This window comes from Cellulosimicrobium funkei (assembly GCF_001019615.1).
Lineage (GTDB): Bacteria > Actinomycetota > Actinomycetes > Actinomycetales > Cellulomonadaceae > Cellulosimicrobium > Cellulosimicrobium cellulans_E.
Map to the genome: position 1 here is coordinate 38,913 of NZ_JNBQ01000008.1, position 18,653 is coordinate 57,565.

Here is an 18,653-nt window from a genome sequence, read left to right on the forward strand (position 1 = left end):
CGTCACAGCCTGCGACGAGCGGTCGGTGACCGCCCGCCGAGCCCGACGGCGTCGGGCCCGGGGGACGACGCCGGCAAGCGAGGTGGTACCGCGGCGAGCCCGCCCCTGGGTGGGGGAGTCGTCCTCGCAGGAGAGCACGACCGACCCGTACCACCACGGCGGACGAACCCGCCGGCCGCTACCCACCGGAGTCCTCGAGACCATGGCCTACCCGCTGCACCGCGCACCCTCGTCCGCCGACTCGCACCCCGGAGCCGCGTTCGGCGTCCCCGCCTCCCCGGACCTGCCCGCCATCGAGCGCGAGGTGCTCGCCTACTGGGACGCGGACGACACGTTCCGCGCCTCGGTCGAGCGCAACCCCGCCGGCGAGAACGGCAGCAACGAGTTCGTCTTCTACGACGGCCCGCCCTTCGCCAACGGTCTGCCCCACTACGGGCACCTGCTCACGGGCTATGCGAAGGACGTCGTGCCGCGCTACCAGACGATGCGTGGCAAGCACGTCGAGCGGCGCTTCGGCTGGGACACGCACGGCCTGCCCGCCGAGCTCGAGGCGATGGACCAGCTCGGGATCAAGACCAAGGAGGAGATCCTCGAGCTGGGGATCGAGCGGTTCAACGACGCGTGCCGCGCGTCGGTGCTCAAGTACACGAGCGAGTGGCAGGACTACGTGACCCGCCAGGCGCGCTGGGTCGACTTCGAGCACGACTACAAGACGCTCGACCCCACGTTCATGGAGTCGGTCCTGTGGGCGTTCAAGCAGCTCTACGACAAGGGCCTCGTCTACGAGGGCTTCCGCGTGCTGCCGTACTGCTGGAACGACCAGACGCCGCTGTCGAACCACGAGCTGCGCATGGACGACGACGTCTACCAGGTCCGCCAGGACCCGGCGGTCACCGTCGGCTTCCGGCTCGAGACGGGCGAGCTCGCGCTCATCTGGACGACGACGCCCTGGACGCTGCCGTCGAACCTGTTCGTCATGGTCGGCCCCGACGTCGAGTACGTCGTCGTGGAGTCGTCGTCCACGGGCGTCAAGGAGCGCTACGTGATCGCCGCCGAGCGTCTCGCGGCGTACGCGCGCGAGCTCGCCGACGAGGGCGTCGAGGACGTGACGACGCAGGTCGTCGAGCGGCTCACGGGCGCCGACCTCGTCGGGCGCTCCTACACGCCGCCCTTCTCCTACTTCGCCGGGCACGCCGGTGCGCACCGCGTCGTCGAGGCGGACTTCGTCACGACCACGGACGGCACCGGCCTCGTGCACAACGCCGGCGCGTTCGGCGAGGAGGACAAGGTCGTCTCCGACCGCGAAGGGGTCGAGCCGGTCCTCCCGGTCGCGTCCGACGGCAAGTTCGTGTTCCCCGTCGTCGACTACGAGAGCCTCCAGGTCTTCGACGCGAACGCGCTCATCATCGACCACCTCAAGGGCCGGACGCGGCACGACGCCGCCGTCGCCGCGGGCGAGCAGACCCCGGACCTCGCGCTCGGCGCGACGAGCCCTGGGACGGTGCTGCTGCGCCGCGAGTCGTACGCGCACTCCTACCCGCACTGCTGGCGCTGCCGGCAGCCGCTCATCTACATGGGCGTGTCGTCGTGGTTCGTCGCGGTGTCGAAGTTCAAGGACCGGATGGTCGAGCTCAACGAGCAGATCTCCTGGACGCCCGAGCACATCCAGCACGGCCAGTTCGGCAAGTGGCTCGAGAACGCGCGCGACTGGTCGATCACGCGCAACCGGTTCTGGGGGAGCCCCGTCCCGGTGTGGCGCTCCGACGACCCGCAGCACCCGCGCGTCGACGTGTACGGGTCGTTCGCCGAGCTCGAGCGCGACTTCGGCACGCTCCCGCGCAACGAGAAGGGCGAGCCCGACCTGCACCGCCCGTTCGTCGACCGCCTCACCCGGCCGAACCCCGACGACCCGACGGGCCGCTCGACCATGCGCCGCGTCGAGGACGTCATGGACGTCTGGTTCGACTCGGGCTCCATGCCCTACGCGCAGGTGCACTACCCGTTCGAGAACACCGACTGGTTCGAGCACCACAACCCCGGCGACTTCATCGTCGAGTACATCGGCCAGACGCGCGGCTGGTTCTACACGCTGCACGTGCTCGCGACCGCGCTGTTCGACCGCCCCGCGTTCCGCTCGGCCGTCTCGCACGGCATCGTGCTGGGCTCCGACGGCCGCAAGATGAGCAAGTCGCTGCGCAACTACCCGGACGTCAACGAGGTCTTCGACCGCGACGGCTCCGACGCGATGCGCTGGTTCCTCATGAGCTCGCCCATCCTGCGCGGCGGCAACCTCGTCGTCACCGAGGACGGGATCCGCGACGCCGTGCGCCAGGTGCTCCTGCCGCTGTGGAGCACGTACTACTTCTTCACCCTGTACGCGAACACGTCGAAGGCGCAGGCCCGGGCGGGCGAGCCCGGCGAACCCGCGGGGTACGTCGCGCAGAAGGTCGCGCCCGAGCGCGTGGCCGGGCTCCCGGCGCTCGACCGCTACCTGCTCGCGCGCACGCACGACCTCGTCGTGCGCGTGACCGGGCAGCTCGACGCGTACGACATCGCGGGCGCGTGCGAGACCGTGCGCGAGCACCTCGACGTCCTGACCAACTGGTACGTGCGCACCCAGCGCGACCGGTTCTGGGCGGAGGACGCCGACGCGTTCGACACGCTGTACACGGCGCTCGAGACGCTCACGCGCGTCATGGCCCCGCTCGCGCCGCTGCTCGCGGAGGAGGTGTGGCGCGGCCTGACCGGCGGGCGCTCGGTCCACCTCACCGACTGGCCGGCGTCCACCGAGGAGGTCGGCGAGCGGTTCGTCGGCGAGGACGGCTCGTGCGCCGTGGCGGTGCGCCAGGTCCCGGACGCGTCCCTCGTCGCCGACCCGGCGCTCGTCGCCGCGATGGACGAGGTCCGCGCCGTCGCGTCGGCCGCGCTCGGCCTGCGCAAGGCGCACCAGCTCCGCGTGCGGCAGCCGCTCGCGAGGCTCACGGTCGTCGTGGACGACCCGGGGGCGCTCGCGCCGTACACGGACCTGCTGGCGCGCGAGCTCAACGTCAAGGCCGTCGAGCTCGAGTCGACCGACTCGGACGCCGCGGAGCGCTTCGGCATCACGCAGCGCCTCGCGGTCAACGCCCGCGCCGCGGGCCCGCGCCTGGGCCGCGGGGTCCAGGCGGTCATCAAGGCCGCGAAGGCCGGTGCGTGGCGCGTGGACGACGCCGGGGACGTCGTCGTGACGACGGCCGACGGCGACGTCGCGCTCCTGCCCGCGGAGTACGAGCTGACGACGGTGGTCGCCGACCGCGGCGTCGCCGAGGGGGAGGCGCCGAGCGTCGCCGCCGCGGTGCTCGCGGGCGGCGGGTTCGCCGTCCTCGACCTCGTGCTCGACGACGCGCTGCTCGCCGAGGGCTACGCGCGCGACGTGATCCGCGACGTGCAGGACGCGCGCAAGGCCGCCGGCCTCGACGTCGCCGACCGCATCCGGCTGTCGCTCGACGTGCCGGGCGAGTGGCTCGTCGCCGTCGAGGAGCACCGCGAGCTCGTCGCGCGCGAGACCCTCGCGGTCGAGGTCGTCGTCGAGACGTCGCCGACCGACGTGCGCTCCGTGCGCGTCGAGAAGGCCGACGGCACCGTTCCGGACGCTGGCCCCGTCGAGGAGGCGAACCTGTGAGCGCCGCACGCAAGGACCCCGGCGCCGCACGACGGCAGAGCGCGAAGGAGGCCCGCGCGGCGGCGGAGGACGCCGCCGCGCAGGCGGACCTCGAGCGCGTCTACCAGCACATCGTGTCGCGTGCCCCCGAGCACGACTTCGACCCGACGATCGACCGGGTGCGGCGGCTGTTCGAGCTGCTGGGCGACCCGCAGCACGCGTTCCGGACCATCCACCTCACCGGGACCAACGGCAAGACGAGCACCGCGCGCGTCGCCGAGCGCCTCGTGCGCGAGCACGGCCTGCGCACCGGCCTGTTCACGAGCCCGCACCTGACGAGCGTCACCGAGCGGATCGTCGTCGACGGCGAGCCCCTCTCGGCACGCCGGTTCGTCGAGGTCTGGGAGGACGTCTACCCGTACGTGCAGGTCGTCGACGCCGAGCTCGCCGAGGCCGGGCAGTCGCAGCTCAGCTTCTTCGAGGTGCTCACGGGCGTGGCGTTCGCGGCGTTCGCCGACACGCCGGTCGACGTCGCGATCGTCGAGGTCGGCATGGGCGGGGAGTGGGACTCGACCAACGTGGTCGACGCGGAGGTCGCGGTCGTGACGCCCGTCGCGCTCGACCACGAGCGGTGGCTCGGCAGCACGCTCGAGGAGATCGCGACGGTCAAGTCGGGCATCGTCAAGGACGGCGCGACCGTCGTCTCCGCCGCGCAGCGTCCGGAGGTGGAGGAGGTGCTGCGCGCCCGCGCCGAGCGCGTCGGCGCACGCCTGCTGCGCGAGGGCGTCGACCTCGACGTGGCGGCACGGCAGGTCGCGGTCGGGGGGCAGCTCCTCGACCTGCGCACGCCCGCGGCGCTCTACACCGAGGTGTTCCTCCCGCTGCACGGCGAGCACCAGGCGCACAACGCGCTCCTCGCGCTCGCCGCGGTGGAGGCGTTCCTCGGCGGCCGCGCGCTCGACGGGCAGCTGGTGGAGACCGCGTTCGCGGACGTCACGTCTCCCGGTCGGCTTGAGGTCGTGCGGTCCAGCCCGACCGTCCTCGTCGACGCGGCGCACAACGCCGCGGGCGCGGAGGCGCTCGCGGTCGCGCTCGGCGAGGCGTTCGACCTGCGCCACCTCGTCGGGGTGGTCGCGATCATGGCGGACAAGGACGCCGAGCCGCTCCTCGCGGCGCTCGAGCCGGTGCTGTCCGAGGTGGTCGTGACGCGCAACAGCTCGGAGCGCTCGGCCGACCCGACCGACCTCGCCGAGCTCGCCGCGGACGTGTTCGGCGAGGACCGCGTGCACAGCACCGAGCGGCTCGACGAGGCGCTCCAGGTCGCGGTCGACCTCGTGGAGCGGGACGACGCGGTGGGCGTCGGGACGGGCTCGGGCGTGCTCGTCACGGGTTCCGTGGTCACGGTCGCCGACGCGCGGATCCTCCTCGGCCGCGGCTGACGTCCCGGGCGGGCACGCGGCGCCCCGCTCCGGCGGGGCGCCGCGTGCCCGGGGATCTCGCGCGGCCCCGTGCGCCCGGGTGTTTGATGGAGGCGACGACGGCGGCGGGCACGCCGGGCGGGGGCGTCGGCGTCCGGGTCCCCGGGCGCACGGACCGATGGAGGGATGACCGGTGAAGAAGCTGCTCAACGATCCCCAGGACGCCGTGACGGAGTCCCTCGAGGGCTTCGGCCAGGCGCACGCGGACCTCGTCGAGGTGCACGTCGCGCCGCCCTACGTGTCGCGTGCCGGGGGCCCTGTCCCCGGGAAGGTCGGACTGGTGTCGGGCGGCGGCTCGGGGCACGAGCCGCTGCACGCGGGCTTCGTCGGCCTCGGCATGCTCGACGCCGCGGTCCCCGGCGCGGTCTTCACCTCGCCGACGCCGGACCAGATCGTCCCGGCGATCCTCGGCGCCGACTCGGGCGCGGGCGTCCTCGCGATCGTCAAGAACTACACGGGCGACGTCCTGAACTTCGAGACGGCGGTCGAGCTCGTCGAGGCGGAGGGCACGCAGGTCACGAGCATCCTCGTCAACGACGACGTCGCGGTCGAGGACTCGCTCTACACCGCCGGCCGCCGCGGCGTCGCGGGCACGGTCGCGGTCGAGAAGATCGCGGGCGCCGCGGCCGAGCGCGGCGACGACCTCGGAGCGGTGACGGAGATCGCGGGTCGCGTCGTCGCGAACGTGCGCTCGATGGGCGTCGCGCTCACCGCCTGCACGGTTCCGCACGTCGGCAAGCCGAGCTTCGACCTGGGCGACGACGAGGTCGAGATCGGGATCGGCATCCACGGCGAGCCCGGACGCCACCGCATCCCGCTCGCGTCGGCCGACGAGATCACGCAGCGGCTCGTCGACCCGGTGGCGGACGACCTGGGGCTCGCCGACGGCGAGGACGTGTTGCTGTTCGTTAACGGAATGGGCGGTACGCCGCTGTCCGAGCTGTACGTCGTCTATCGTCAGGCGAGGAGGCTGCTCGAGGGGCGCGGCGTACGGGTGACGCGCTCGCTCGTCGGCAACTACGTCACGTCGCTGGAGATGCAGGGTGCGTCGGTCACCGTGCTGCGCCTGGACGACGAGCTCACCGCCCTGTGGGACGCTCCCGTCCACACGGCTGCGCTGCGCTGGTGAGGCGGTGCCCTTTCGTGCAGTCTCCGAGAGCCGGCGGACCGCCGGCTCGACGGCGAGGAGAGGTGGGGCATGACGCTGGACGTGGCCTGGGCGGACCGGTGGACGCGGCTGAGCGCGGAGCGCATCGCGGCGGCACGGGACGAGCTGACCGAGCTGGACCGCCAGATCGGTGACGGCGACCACGGCGAGAACCTCGACAGAGGGTTCCGTGCGGTGGCGGTCAAGCTCGACGGGGCGGCCGCGGGGGAGCAGCCGCCGGGCCAGATCGGCGACGTGCTCAAGCTCGTGGCCACGACGCTCATGTCGTCCGTCGGCGGGGCCTCGGGGCCGCTCTACGGCACCGCCTACCTGCGTGCCGCGAAGGTGACGGGCCTCGCCGAGCTCGACGCGCACGGCGTCGTCGCGCTCCTGGAGGGCGCGCTGGAGGGCATCACCGCACGCGGGAAGGCCCAGGTCGGCGAGAAGACGATGGTGGACGCGTGGCAGCCCGCGGTCGACGCCGCCGAGGCGGCCGCCGACGCCGGGGCGTCGACCGCCGACGTGCTCGCCGCGGCGGCGCAGGCTGCGCGCGCGGGCGCCGAGGCGACGATCCCGCTCGTCGCGACCAAGGGCCGCGCGAGCTATCTCGGGGAGCGCAGCGCCGGGCACCAGGACCCGGGGGCGACCTCGACCGCGATCCTCCTCGAGGCCGCGCGCGACGCGGCGACCGCGTGAGCGGCGCTGCCGCGCCGGTCGGGGCGCGGGCGCGCGTGGCGCTGGTCCTCGTCTCGCACTCGCAGCGGCTCGCGCAGGGTGCGGTCGAGCTCTCCGCGCAGATGGCGCCCGGCGTGCTCCTGCTCGCCGCGGGCGGGACCGACGACGGCGGGCTCGGCACGAGCTACGACCGGGTGTCGGCCGCGGTCGAGGAGGCGCTCGGCGTCGCGGACGGCGTGGTCGTTCTCGCCGACCTCGGCTCGGCCGTCATGACGGTCGAGTCCGTCCTCGACATGGAGGACGGGTACGACGGCAAGGTCCAGCTCGCCGACGCCCCGTTCGTCGAGGGCGCCGTCGCGGCGGCGGTGACCGCCCACGGCGGCGGCGACGTCTCCGAGGTGCTCGCGTCCGCGGAGCACGCGGGCGGGACGTTCGCGGTCACGGCCGGAGGGCCCGAGGACGACGAGCCCGCCGCCGAGGCCGCAGCCTCCACGGACGGGGGCGCGCGCGCCGTCGTCACGCTGCGCAACCCGCTCGGGCTCCACGCGCGTCCCGCGGCGGTGCTGGCCCGCCTCGTCGCGGGCTTCGACGCGAGCGTCGCCATCGACGGCGTCAACGGGGCGAGCGTGCTCGAGCTGATGAAGCTCGGCGCGACCGGCGGCCAGGAGCTCACCGTGACGGGGGAGGGGACCCAGGCCGCCGACGCGGTGGCCGCGGTCGTGGCGGCCGTGGAGGGCGGGTTCGGCGAGGTCTGACCGACGCCCGTGTGACGGCGATCACGCGCAATTGCAGTTGATGCAAAATTGCACAGGATGCAAGAATGGTCCTCGTGCCCACCACTCTCCCCGACGTGCCCGCTCGCCCCTCGTTGGCCGAGCGGGCCGCGGCATGTCTGGCGCCGTCTCCCGGCGGCCTGCGCGAGCGCAAGAAGCGCGCCCGGCGCGAGGCGCTCGTCGAGGCGGCGCAGACGCTCGTGCTGGAGCGCGGCTTCGACGCGGTGACTGTCGAGGACATCTGCGCCGAGGTCGGGGTCTCGCCGCGCACGTTCTTCAACTACTTCCCGTCGAAGGACGACGCCGTGCTCGGCCTCGAGGACCTCGCCGTGCGACCCGAGATCGTCGCGGTCTTCGTCGGGGGCGGTCCCACGGGGGCGCTGCTCGACGACCTCGAGGTCGTCGTGGCCGACGTGCTCGCGCAGCAGGTCGTCACGCCCGAGCGCATGGCGCGCACGCTCGAGCTCGTCCAGCGCGAGCCGCACCTCGTCACCCGGCACGTCGCCTGGGTCGAGGGACACCGCGCCGAGCTCGTCGACATGTTCCTCGCACGCCGCGCCGTGCGGCCCTTCGTCCCCGACCCCGAGCTCCTGGCCCTCGTGGTCATGAGCCTGCTGCGCGCCAGCACGCTCGAGTGGCAGCAGCACGACCGCGAGGGCGAGCCGGTCGACCACCTGCCGACCGTCGTCGGGCAGCTCCGGGCGCTGCTCCAGGACTCGCGCGCCCCCGATCCCGCGGCTCGCTAGCCGCCGGTCGCCCCGCTCCACCCTCCCCACCACCCGACGACGGGCCGCGCCCGTCGGCGCGCCCCCGCCCGTCCTGACCGAACCGGATCCTCATGGCCTCCTCCACCGCTGCACCGCCCGTCGACGGCGGCAAGCCTCTCGTCGTGCTCACCCCGCGCACCGTGTGGGTGATCTTCGGCGCGCTCATGGCGTCGATGTTCCTGTCCTCGCTCGACCAGTCGATCGTCGGTACCGCGATGCCGACGATCGTCGGCGAGCTCCACGGCGTCGAGCACCAGGGCTGGGTCATCACGGCCTACATCCTGGCGATCGCGATCGTCATGCCTCTCTACGGCAAGTTCGGCGACCTCTGGGGTCGTCGGTGGCCGTTCCTCGTCGCGATCGGGCTCTTCACGATCGCGTCGGCGGGCGCGGGCTTCGCGCAGTCGTTCCCCGAGCTCGTCGCCTGGCGCGGCGTGCAGGGCCTCGGCGGCGGCGGCCTGATGATCCTGTCGCAGGCGATCATCGCCGACATCGTGCCCGCCAAGGACCGCGGCAAGTACATGGGCCCGATGGGCGCCCTGTTCGGCATCGCGGCCGTGATCGGCCCGCTCCTCGGCGGCTGGTTCACCGAGGGCCCGGGCTGGCGCTGGGCGTTCTGGATCAACGTCCCGATCGGCGTCGCGGCGTTCGTCGTCGCGTGGGTCGCGCTCAAGCTCCCGTCGCACCGCTCCGGCCGCAAGATCGACGTCGCCGGCATCTTCTTCCTCGTCGTGGCCACGTCCGGCATCGTGCTCGTCACGAGCTGGGAGTCGCTGACCAGCTCGCGCGGCTACGACTGGTCCGACCCGTGGCTCCTCGGCCTCGTGGCCGCCGTGGTCGTCTCGGTCGCCGCGTTCGTCGTGGTGGAGAACCGCGCCGAGGAGCCGCTGCTCCCGCTGCACCTGTTCAAGAACCGGACGTTCACGATCGCGACCCTCATCGGCCTCGTGCTCGGCATGGGCATGTTCTCGGCGCTCGCCTTCCTGCCGACGTTCCTCCAGATGTCCACCGGCGCGGGGGTCACCGAGTCCGGGTTCCTCATGCTCCCGATGATGGTCGGCGTCATGCTCACGGCGATCGGGTCGGGTATCGCGATCACGAAGACCGGCCGCTACAAGATCTACCCGGTGCTGGGCCTCGCGATCACCGCTGCCGGCATGATGTGGCTCACGCGCATCACGGGCGACATGTCGATGTGGCTCTTCGGCGCGATGATCTTCGTCATGGGCGCCGGCATGGGCCTCGTCATGCAGACGATCGTCCTCGCGGTGCAGAACTCGGTCGACCCGCACGAGATCGGGACGGCGACGAGCGCGAACAACTTCTTCCGCGAGATCGGCGCGGCCGTCGGCACGGCGCTGTTCAGCACCATCTTCACGTCGCGCCTCGCCGACAACCTCGAGGGCGTCTTCGCGGGGCTGCCCGCCGGCTCCGCGCCCGCCGGGGCCGAGGGGTCGTCGCTCACGCCCGAGATGGTGCAGCAGCTCCCCGAGCCGATCCACACCGGCGTCGTCGACGCGTTCACCGACGCGCTCGCCCCCGCCTTCTGGTACCTCGTCCCGCTCGTGCTCGTCGGGTTCGTCCTCGCGCTCTTCCTGCGCGAGGTCAAGCTCTCCGACGTCGCCGGGATGGTCGCGCGCGGCGAGGCCGTCGCGGACCACGGCGACCTCGTCGAGGACGCCCCGGCGCAGGGCGCGGACGGCACGGAGGACGACGTGGTCGTCGTGACCGCGGGCGGCGGTCCCGGCACCGGCGACGACCGGCCGGAGGGCCGGGAGCGCGACGGCGCGCCGGTATCCTGACCGGGTGAGCACCTCGCCGTCGCAGCCCGCCGCGCAGCCGTCCCGCCACGGCCGCGCGGCGGGCCCGGTGCGCCCGTCCCCGGGCGACCGCATCAAGCCGAAGAAGCCCGCGAAGGTCCAGTTCGCGTCGACCACGCTGCTGCTCGAGGCCTTCCTCGTGGTGTTCGCCACGCTCGTCGCCTACGGGCTGCGCGACGTGCCCTACTCGCGGGGGCCGCTCGAGCTGCCGAGCGCGACGTCGATCTGGCTCGTGGGCGGCGTCCTCGCCGTCGTGCTCGTGGTCCTCTCCCGCATGGTCGGCACGCCGGGCGGCTACGTCGCCGGGTCGGTCGTCCAGGTGCCGGTCCTGGCCTTCGGGCTCGTGGTGCCCATGATGTTCGTCGTCGGCGGCCTCTTCGTCGTGCTGTGGGTCGTCTCGATCCGGCTCGGCGGGCGCATCGACCGCGAGCGCGCGGCGTACGACGCCGAGCACCCCGAGACCGCTCCCAACGCCGACTGAGGCGAGGCGCGCCCGCGCCCTCGCGCGGGTGGTCACGGCGTCCCGCACGCCGGTGCGGCCGGTAGGCTCGGCGACCATGACCGACGTCGCACCTGCACTGACCGAGACCATCGAGCGCACCCTCATCCTCGTCAAGCCCGACGGCGTCCGCCGCGGCCTGTCCGGCGAGGTCCTGCGCCGGGTCGAGGCCAAGGGCTACACGCTCGCCGCCGTGCGTCTGCTCGACGCGACGCCCGAGCTGCTCGCGGCGCACTACGCCGAGCACGAGGGCAAGCCGTTCTACCAGCCGCTCGTCGACTTCATGCTGTCGGGCAAGGTGCTCGCGGTCGTCGCCGAGGGTCAGGGCGTCATCCCCGGCTTCCGCTCCCTCGCGGGCGCGACGAACCCGACCGAGGCGCTCCCCGGCACCATCCGCGGCGACCTCGGCCGCGACTGGGGCCTCAAGGTCCAGCAGAACCTCGTCCACGGTTCCGACTCGCCCGAGTCCGCCGCGCGCGAGATCGCGCTCTGGTTCCCCGAGCTCGGCTGACGCACCGGCACGCAGCACCGCGCCCCGTCTCGGCCGCACCGGCCGGGGCGGGGCGTCTCGCGTCCGGGCACCCCCGGCGACGGCGCCCGGCCGCGCGGGGCGCAGATCCGCGGGTTCGTCGGGGGCCGCCACTAGGCTCGGGTCCGTGCACCTCAAGACCCTGACGCTGCGCGGCTTCAAGTCGTTCGCGTCCGCGACGACGCTGAGCTTCGAGCCCGGGGTCACGTGCGTCGTCGGGCCGAACGGCTCGGGCAAGTCCAACGTCGTGGACGCGCTCGCGTGGGTCATGGGGGAGCAGGGCGCCAAGACCCTGCGCGGCGGCAAGATGGAGGACGTCATCTTCGCCGGCACGGCGGGGCGCCCGCCGCTCGGCCGTGCCGAGGTCTCCCTGACGATCGACAACACCGACGGCGCGCTGCCGATCGACTACACCGAGGTGACGATCTCCCGCACGCTGTTCCGCAGCGGCGGCTCCGAGTACGCGATCAACGGCTCCGCGTGCCGCCTGCTCGACATCCAGGACCTCCTCTCGGACTCCGGCCTCGGCCGGGAGATGCACGTGATCGTCGGGCAGGGACAGCTCGACGCCGTCCTGCGCGCGACGCCCGAGGACCGGCGCGGCTTCGTCGAGGAGGCCGCCGGCGTCCTCAAGCACCGCAAGCGCAAGGAGAAGGCGCTCCGCAAGCTCGACGCGATGCAGGCCAACCTCACCCGGCTCGCCGACCTCACGACCGAGATCCGTCGCCAGCTCGGCCCGCTGGGCCGCCAGGCCGAGATCGCCCGCAAGGCCGCGACGATCCAGGCCGACCTGCGCGACGCGAAGGCTCGCCTGCTCGCGGACGACCTCGCCCAGCTCACCGCCACCCTGGAGCAGGAGATCGCCGACGAGGCGGCGCTGCGCACCCAGCAGGCGGACGTCGAGCGCGCGCTCGCCACGGCGCGCGACGGGCTCGGCCGGCTCGAGCGCGAGGCGGCCGAGGCTGCGCCCGCGCTCGGTGCCGCGACCGACGTGTGGTTCCGGCTCTCGTCCCTGCGCGAGCGCCTGCGCGGCACGCAGACGCTCGCGGAGGAGCGGGTCCGTCTGCTCGGTCGCCCGGAGCCTGCCCAGCGCGGCGAGGACCCCGACGAGCTCGAGGCCCAGGCGGAGCGGGTGCGCGCGACCGAGGCCGAGCTCGAGGCCGAGGTCGCGCGCGCACGGGACGCGCTCGCGGCGGCCGTCGCGGACCGTGAGGACGTCGAGCGGTCGGCGGGCGAGGCCGAGCGCGCGGTCGCGACCCTGCTCCGCGGTGCCGCCGACCGCCGGGAGGGCCTCGCGCGTCTCGCGGGCCAGGTCGCCGCGCAACGCACCCGGGTCGAGGCCGCGGAGGCGGAGATCGGGCGGCTCCGCGAGTCGCTGGCGGAGGCCGAGCTCCGGGGCACCCAGGCGCGCACCGACTTCGCGGTGCTGGAGACCCAGGTGGTCGGGGCCGAGGAGGGCGAGGAAGGTCTCGACGCCGAGCACGAGGCCGCGGCCGACGAGGTCGAGCGGACGACGACCGTCGTGCGGGAGCTGGAGGACGAGGCCTCTGCGGCAGATCAGGAGCGCGCCACGTGGAGCGCGCGGATCGAGGCGCTCGAGCTGAGCCTCGACCGCAAGGACGGCGCCGGTGCGCTGCTCGCCGCCGACGGCGTCGGCGTGGTGGGATCGCTCGCGGCGCTGCTGGGCGTCGAGGCCGGGTACGAGGACGCGGTCGCCGCGGCGCTGGGGCCGGCCGCGGACGCCGTCGCCGTCGAGTCGGTCGACGCCGCCGTCGACGCGCTGCGCTACCTGCGCACCGAGGACGCCGGCCGGGCCGGGCTCGTCGTCGCGGTCGACGCGGCGCAGGGGAGCGGGCGCGACGCGGCCGCCCTGCCGGACGGCGCGCGCTGGGCCGTCGACGTCGTGACGGCGGGCGGGGGCGTGGGTCACGCCGTGCGCGCCCTGCTCACGGACGTCGCCGTCGTCGACGACCTCGCGCAGGCACGCGCCCTGGTGGCGCGGCACCCCGGCGTCGCGGTCGTGACGCGCGGGGGTGACCTCCTGGCGGCGACGCGCGCGTGGGGCGGGTCGGCGTCGGCGCCGAGCGTGCTGCACCTGCAGTCGGCGCTCGACGAGGCTCGCACCGCGCACGCCGACGCGACCGGCCGCGCCGAGCGCGCCCGGTTCGCCCTCGTGGGCGCGCGCGAGGCCGCGCAGGAGGCGCGGGCGCGCTACGAGGACACGCTCGACCGGCTCAACGAGTCGGACGCGCAGCTCGCCGCGGTCGCGGAGCAGCTCGGGCACCTGGGGGCGACGGCACGCTCGGCGGCCGCGGAGGCCGAGCGGGTCCGCGCCTCGCTCGCGCGCGCGTCGCAGGGCGTCGACGACGCGCGCGAGGCGCTCGCGGGTCTCGTGGAGCGGCTCGACGCGGCGGAGGCGGCGCCGGAGCAGTCGGAGGAGGCCGTCGCCGAGGCGTCGGCGGAGCGCGACCGCCTCCTGGCCCTCGCCTCGGCGGCGCGCACCACGGAGACCGAGGCGCGCCTCGCGCTGCGGACGAGCGAGGAGCGCGCGCGGGCCGTGGCCGGCCGCGCGCAGTCGCTGGCCCGGGCCGCCGCGACGGAGCGCGAGGCGCGCGACCGGGCGGCGCGGCGGGAGGCCGCGCGGGTGCGGCAGGCAGAGCGCGCCTCGACGGTGCGCGACGGCGCCGTGCGTGCCCTGGGCGCGGTCGACCGCTCGCTCGCGCGTGCAGGGGCCGAGCGCGAGGCCGCCGAGGCCGCGCGCGCCGAGCGTGACGCCGCGGTGACGGCGGCCCGGCGCGAGGTCGACGACCTCGCCTCCCGGCTCCGGGAGCTGACCGACGTCGCGCACCGCGACGAGGTCGCGCGGGCGCAGCAGCAGCTGCGGATCGAGCAGCTCCAGGCGCGCAGCGTCGATGAGCTCGGCCTCGACCCCGCCGTCCTCGTCGAGGAGCTCGGGCCGCACCGTGAGGTCCCGGTCGCGTCCGACGACGACGCGCCGCGCACGGTGCCCTACGACCGCGCGACCCAGGAGAAGCGGCTGCGCGCCGCCGAGCGCGACCTGGGCCGCCTCGGCAAGGTGAACCCGCTCGCGCTCGAGGAGTTCGCGGCGCTCGAGGAGCGGCACAAGTTCCTCGCGGACCAGCTCGCCGACCTCAAGAAGTCGCGCGCCGACCTCCTGGAGATCGTCAAGGAGATCGACGAGCGGGTCGAGCGGGTGTTCGCGGACGCGTACCGCGACACCGCCGAGCAGTTCGAGCGGGTGTTCGCGCGCATGTTCCCCGGCGGCGAGGGGCGGCTCGTGCTCACGGACCCGGACGACATGCTCACGACCGGGATCGAGGTCGAGGCGCGACCGGCGGGGAAGAAGGTCAAGCGGCTCTCGCTGCTGTCCGGCGGCGAGCGCTCGCTCACGGCGGTCGCGCTGCTCGTGGCGATCTTCAAGGCACGCCCCTCGCCGTTCTACGTCATGGACGAGGTAGAGGCAGCGCTGGACGACGTCAACCTGGGCCGTCTCCTGGAGATCTTCCGGGAGCTCCAGGAGGACTCGCAGCTCATCGTCATCACCCACCAGAAGCGCACGATGGAGATCGCCGACGCGCTCTACGGGGTGACGATGCGCGGCGACGGTGTGACGACCGTCATCAGCCAGCGGATGAACGAGGCACGCGAGGACGTCCCGGTGTGAGGGGACTCACCCGGTGCGCGAGCACCCTGCCGACCTGCGTCGATGCCTCGAAATCGTTGGAATTCCGCGCCTTGTGAAGATGTGGTGCTGATCGGACGGCACGGCGTGGCACCGCTCGCGGCACGTGCCTCGACCCGGATACTGGACCTCATGATCTGGATGTTCGTGTGGCTGGGGCTCACGCTCGGCGTCGCCGCCGTCGTGTTCCTGTTCGCGAGCGTCGTCGCGCGCTCCGAGGCCCAGTCGTCGGGCGCGCAGGGGGACCGGTCCGGAGACGAGGGGATGCGCGCGTTCTGGCGCGACTTCCGGTCGGGGCTGCGTCGGCGGCGTCGGCGCGGGAGCCTCGACGCGCACCACGTCGGGACCGTGCGCATGCCCCGGCCGGTCGACACGAGCATCGACGACTTCTTCACCGCGACCGAGGTGACGTCCAACGCGTATGTCGACGCGGAGGAGCTGACCGACGTCCTGCACCGCGCCCGCGAGCGCGTGCGGCCGCTGCACACGGGGGAGCGTCCTCCGCAGGCGTAGCCGCCGCGTCACCACCGCGTGACCTCGGCCCTCGTCTGAGAGACTTCCGGGGTGAACGACCTCCTCCCGCTCTGGATCGTCCTCGGCGTCGTCCTCCTCGTCGCCCTCGCCACCGTCGGGACCGTGACGGTCCGCCGGCGCGCTCGCCGCGACGTCGTCGAGCCGCCGCCCGCTGCGCCCGCCGCGCCTCCGACGACACCCGACACCGGCACGGCTCCGCCCGGGACCGTGTCGGTCGAGGCCCCGCCCGAGGTCGAGGAGCCGGCGGCAGCCGCGACCGCACCCGCGATCGAGCGACCGGAGCCCGTCGGCGGCCGGCTCGTCCGGCTGCGCGAGCGGCTCGCCCGCTCCGGCTCCCCCCTGGGCGCCCGCCTGCTCTCGGTGCTGTCGCGCGACCACCTCTCGGAGGACGACTGGGACGAGCTCGAGGAGACCCTCCTGCTCGCGGACGTCGGCGCCGGCCCGGCGGGGGAGCTCATCGACGCGCTGCGCACCAAGGTCCGCGTGCTCGGCGTCCGCGACGCCGCGAGCGTGCGGGACCTGCTGCGCACCGAGCTCGTCGCCCTCGTCGACCCGTCGCTCGACCGCTCGCTCGCGACGTCGCCCACCACGGGGGAGGACGGCTCCGCGGTCCCGGCGGTCGTGCTCGTCGTCGGCGTCAACGGCACCGGCAAGACGACCACCGTGGGCAAGCTGGCGCGCGTGCTCGTCGCGGAGGACCGCAGCGTCGTGCTCGGCGCGGCGGACACGTTCCGCGCCGCGGCGGCGGACCAGCTCGAGACGTGGGGCTCGCGCGTGGGCGTGCCGACCGTGCGGTCGGACCGCGACGGCGCCGACCCCGCCGCGGTGGCGTTCGACGCCGTGCGCCGTGGCCGCACCGAGGGCGTGGACGTCGTGCTCGTCGACACCGCCGGGCGGCTCCAGAACAAGCAGGGCCTGATGGACGAGCTGGGCAAGATCCGGCGCGTCATCACCAAGGAGGCGCCGCTCTCCGAGGTCCTCCTCGTCCTCGACGCGACGACGGGGCAGAACGGCCTCAACCAGGCGCGCGTGTTCGGCGAGGTCGCCGGCGTGACGGGCATCGTCCTGACGAAGCTCGACGGGACGGCACGAGGGGGCATCGTCGTCGCGGTGCAGCGCGAGCTGGGCGTCCCCGTGAAGCTCGTCGGGCTGGGGGAGGGTCCCGACGACCTCGCCCCGTTCGACCCGGAGCAGTTCGTCGACGGCCTCCTCGGCGACTGACGGGCCGCTCGCCGCGGATCACGATCGTGTCACGCCGTGATCACGAGCGTGTCGCGATCCGGACGCCGCGCCCCACCCTGACGGGGGTGAAACGGAACGTTTACGTCCGAGCGAGGCTTGTCACACCCGCGTAACACGGTGACACCGCGGGGGAAACCCGCCCGCACCACCGTAGTCCCCGACCGGCCGCCCGGCTGGCGAGGGGAGATGATCCGATGGAGTGGGACACCGGGGCAACCGCGTGGATGCTGACCTCAGCATCCCTCGTGCTCCTGATGACGCCCGGACTGGCGTTCTTCTACGGCGGCATGGTCCGCGCCAAGTCCGTGCTGAACATGATGATGATGTCGTTCGGCGCGATGGCCGTCGTGGGCGTCGTCTACGTGCTGTGGGGCTGGTCGATGTCCTACGGCGAGGCCGGGACGGGTGGCCTCGTCGCCAGCCCGTTCGCGCAGTTCGGCCTCTCGGGCGCGATCACGGACGCCGACGGCAGCGCCGTGGCGAGCACGCTCGGCAACTACCCGAACGTGGTGGACATCGCGTTCCAGGTGACGTTCGCGATCATCACGGTCGCGCTCATCTCCGGCGCGCTGGCCGACCGCGTGAAGTTCGGCACCTGGCTCACCTTCACGGCGATCTGGGTCACCGTGACGTACTTCCCGCTCGCCCACATGGTCTGGGGCGGTGGCTTCCTCTCGGGCAACGAGAACGGCCTCGCGGCGAGGATCTTCGGGGTGACCGACGGCGCCGCCACGGTCGCGCCGATCGACTTCGCGGGCGGCACCGTCGTCCACATCAACGCCGGTGTCGCGGCCCTCGTGCTCGCGATCCTCATCGGCAAGCGCAAGGGCTTCGGCAAGGAGCCGATGCGCCCGCACAACCTGCCGTTCGTCATGCTCGGCGCGGCCCTCCTGTGGTTCGGCTGGTTCGGGTTCAACGCGGGCTCGGCCTTCGGGGCGAACGAGACCGCGGGCCTCGCCTGGGTCAACACGACGAGCGCCACCGCGGCGGGCATCATCGGGTGGCTCCTCACGGAGAAGATCCGCGACGGCCACGCGACGTCGCTCGGTGCGGCCTCCGGCGTCGTGGCGGGCCTCGTCGCGATCACCCCGGCCGCCGGGGCCCTCAACCCCGTCACGTCGATCGTCCTGGGCCTTGTCGCCGGCGCGCTCTCCGCCCTCGCGGTGGGCCTCAAGTACCGGTTCGGCTACGACGACTCCCTCGACGTCGTCGGCGTCCACCTGGTCTCCGGCCTCTGGGGTACCGTCGCGATCGGCTTCCTCGCCACCGACACGGGCCTGTTCTTCGGCGGCGGCGCGCAGCAGCTCGTCGTCCAGGTCCTCATCGCCCTCGTCGCCATCGTGTTCTCGGCGGCCACCACGCTCGTCATCGGTCTGATCCTCAAGGTCACGATGGGCTGGCGGGTCAGCGAGGACGCCGAGGTCGGCGGCATCGACCTCGCGGTCCACGGCGAGACGGCGTACGAGTCCATCCAGCAGGGCAGCGTCATCAAGGAGGTGCGGGCATGAAGCTCGTCACGGGAATCATCCAGCCGCACCGGCTCGACGACGTGAAGTCGGCGCTCGAGGCCGCGGGCGTGCGGGGCATGACGGTCAGCGAGGCCAGCGGCTACGGGCGCCAGAAGGGCCACACCGAGGTCTACCGCGGCGCGGAGTACACGGTCGACCTGGTGCCCAAGGTCCGCATCGAGGTCCTCGTCGACGACGCCGACGCGACCGTGGTCACCGAGGTGATCGTCAAGGCCGCGCAGACCGGCAAGATCGGCGACGGCAAGGTCTGGACGGTCCCGGTGGACGACGTCGCCCGCGTGCGCACGGGCGAGCACGGCCCCGGCGCCCTGTGAGGC

The 18,653-nt window shown here is 73.8% G+C and carries 14 protein-coding genes; all 14 read left to right on the top strand.

Features of this window, described 5'->3' with window-relative positions; translation table 11 throughout:
* Window positions 1-202: 202 nt before the first annotated feature.
* The 14 genes from ileS (at window position 203) to FB00_RS09355 (ending at window position 18,650) form a co-directional block, all read left to right on the top strand.
* Entirely contained in the window at window positions 203-3,661 is a 3,459-nt protein-coding gene (gene ileS, locus FB00_RS09290; protein WP_047232636.1) for an isoleucine--tRNA ligase, read from the top strand.
* On the top strand, window positions 3,658-5,079 hold the full coding sequence (locus FB00_RS09295; protein WP_047232637.1) for a bifunctional folylpolyglutamate synthase/dihydrofolate synthase: 1,422 nt from the start codon (window positions 3,658-3,660) through the stop codon (window positions 5,077-5,079). Before ileS ends, FB00_RS09295 begins: the two co-directional genes overlap by 4 nt.
* Window positions 5,080-5,251: 172 nt before the next feature.
* Entirely contained in the window at window positions 5,252-6,247 is a 996-nt protein-coding gene (gene dhaK, locus FB00_RS09300; RefSeq protein ID WP_047232638.1) for a dihydroxyacetone kinase subunit DhaK, read from the top strand.
* 69 nt (window positions 6,248-6,316) lie between these two features.
* A complete protein-coding gene (dhaL, locus tag FB00_RS09305; protein WP_047232639.1) occupies window positions 6,317-6,961 on the top strand; it encodes a dihydroxyacetone kinase subunit DhaL in 645 nt (214 codons plus the stop codon).
* Window positions 6,958-7,695, top strand: a complete 738-nt coding sequence (dhaM, locus tag FB00_RS09310; protein ID WP_047232640.1) for a dihydroxyacetone kinase phosphoryl donor subunit DhaM — start codon at window positions 6,958-6,960, stop codon at window positions 7,693-7,695. Before dhaL ends, dhaM begins: the two co-directional genes overlap by 4 nt.
* 74 nt (window positions 7,696-7,769) lie before the next feature.
* A complete protein-coding gene (locus FB00_RS09315) occupies window positions 7,770-8,459 on the top strand; it encodes a TetR/AcrR family transcriptional regulator (protein WP_231581788.1) in 690 nt (229 codons plus the stop codon).
* 92 nt (window positions 8,460-8,551) lie between these two features.
* Entirely contained in the window at window positions 8,552-10,282 is a 1,731-nt protein-coding gene (locus FB00_RS09320) for an MDR family MFS transporter (protein ID WP_047232641.1), read from the top strand.
* A gap of 4 nt (window positions 10,283-10,286) precedes the next feature.
* Window positions 10,287-10,781: a DUF4233 domain-containing protein gene (locus FB00_RS09325; RefSeq protein WP_313663571.1), complete on the top strand. Its 495-nt coding sequence runs from the start codon at window positions 10,287-10,289 to the stop codon at window positions 10,779-10,781.
* A 76-nt stretch (window positions 10,782-10,857) separates the two neighbouring features.
* Complete coding sequence (gene ndk, locus FB00_RS09330; protein ID WP_047232694.1) at window positions 10,858-11,310, top strand: nucleoside-diphosphate kinase; 453 nt, start codon at window positions 10,858-10,860, stop codon at window positions 11,308-11,310.
* 145 nt (window positions 11,311-11,455) lie between these two features.
* Complete coding sequence (gene smc / locus FB00_RS09335; RefSeq protein ID WP_197088786.1) at window positions 11,456-15,013, top strand: chromosome segregation protein SMC; 3,558 nt, start codon at window positions 11,456-11,458, stop codon at window positions 15,011-15,013.
* 150 nt (window positions 15,014-15,163) lie between these two features.
* Window positions 15,164-15,544 (top strand): hypothetical protein, encoded by a 381-nt coding sequence (locus FB00_RS09340; protein WP_047232642.1) that lies wholly within the window; start codon window positions 15,164-15,166, stop codon window positions 15,542-15,544.
* A gap of 51 nt (window positions 15,545-15,595) precedes the next feature.
* Entirely contained in the window at window positions 15,596-16,786 is a 1,191-nt protein-coding gene (ftsY, locus tag FB00_RS09345; protein ID WP_047232643.1) for a signal recognition particle-docking protein FtsY, read from the top strand.
* Between the two features lie 215 nt (window positions 16,787-17,001).
* Window positions 17,002-18,315, top strand: coding sequence for an ammonium transporter (locus FB00_RS09350; protein ID WP_047232644.1), 1,314 nt, complete (start codon window positions 17,002-17,004; stop codon window positions 18,313-18,315).
* Window positions 18,312-18,650, top strand: a complete 339-nt coding sequence (locus FB00_RS09355; protein ID WP_047232645.1) for a P-II family nitrogen regulator — start codon at window positions 18,312-18,314, stop codon at window positions 18,648-18,650. Before FB00_RS09350 ends, FB00_RS09355 begins: the two co-directional genes overlap by 4 nt.
* Window positions 18,651-18,653 lie beyond the last annotated feature (3 nt).

Bases quoted from the DNA above. Each gene is read 5' to 3' on its own strand.
- ileS (WP_047232636.1), top strand. From the start codon at position 203: ATGGCCTACCCGCTGCACCGCGCACCCTCGTCCGCCGACTCGCACCCC.
- dhaL (WP_047232639.1), top strand. From the start codon at position 6,317: ATGACGCTGGACGTGGCCTGGGCGGACCGGTGGACGCGGCTGAGCGCG.
- FB00_RS09320 (WP_047232641.1), top strand. From the start codon at position 8,552: ATGGCCTCCTCCACCGCTGCACCGCCCGTCGACGGCGGCAAGCCTCTC.
- ndk (WP_047232694.1), top strand. From the start codon at position 10,858: ATGACCGACGTCGCACCTGCACTGACCGAGACCATCGAGCGCACCCTC.
- FB00_RS09340 (WP_047232642.1), top strand. From the start codon at position 15,164: ATGATCTGGATGTTCGTGTGGCTGGGGCTCACGCTCGGCGTCGCCGCC.
- FB00_RS09350 (WP_047232644.1), top strand. From the start codon at position 17,002: ATGGAGTGGGACACCGGGGCAACCGCGTGGATGCTGACCTCAGCATCC.
- FB00_RS09355 (WP_047232645.1), top strand. From the start codon at position 18,312: ATGAAGCTCGTCACGGGAATCATCCAGCCGCACCGGCTCGACGACGTG.